This is a genomic window from Achromobacter sp. RT286_PF, assembly GCF_059760425.1.
Genome location: NZ_JCBAMR010000094.1, coordinates 1 through 324, shown reverse-complemented (window position 1 = coordinate 324; position 324 = coordinate 1). Strand labels below are relative to the sequence as shown.

General features: G+C 65.4%; 1 protein-coding gene. It reads left to right on the top strand.

Translation table 11 applies throughout. The features are described from left to right. On the top strand, positions 1 to 324 hold a 324-nt coding region (gene tssI / locus AC6LJY_RS28000), incomplete at both ends, for a type VI secretion system tip protein TssI/VgrG (protein WP_498137242.1).

The following is a 324-nucleotide window of genomic DNA, read 5'->3' as shown; positions in this document are numbered from 1 at the left end:
AGGTCGACTGGAAACCCGCGCCCAGCCGCAAGCCGCTAGTGGACGGCCCGCAGATCGCCAGCGTGGTCGGCCCGCCCAATGAAGAAATCTACTGCGACGAATTCGGCCGCATCAAGGTGCAGTTTCCATGGGACCGGCTGGGGCAGAACAACGAACACAGCTCGTGCTGGATCCGCGTGTCGCAGAACTGGGCCGGCGCGGGCTGGGGCCACATGGCCATCCCGCGCATCGGCCAGGAAGTCATCGTCAGCTTTCTGGATGGCGATAGCTCGCAGCCGATCGTCACGGGCAGAACGCACCGGTCGATCAACCCGCCGCCCTACG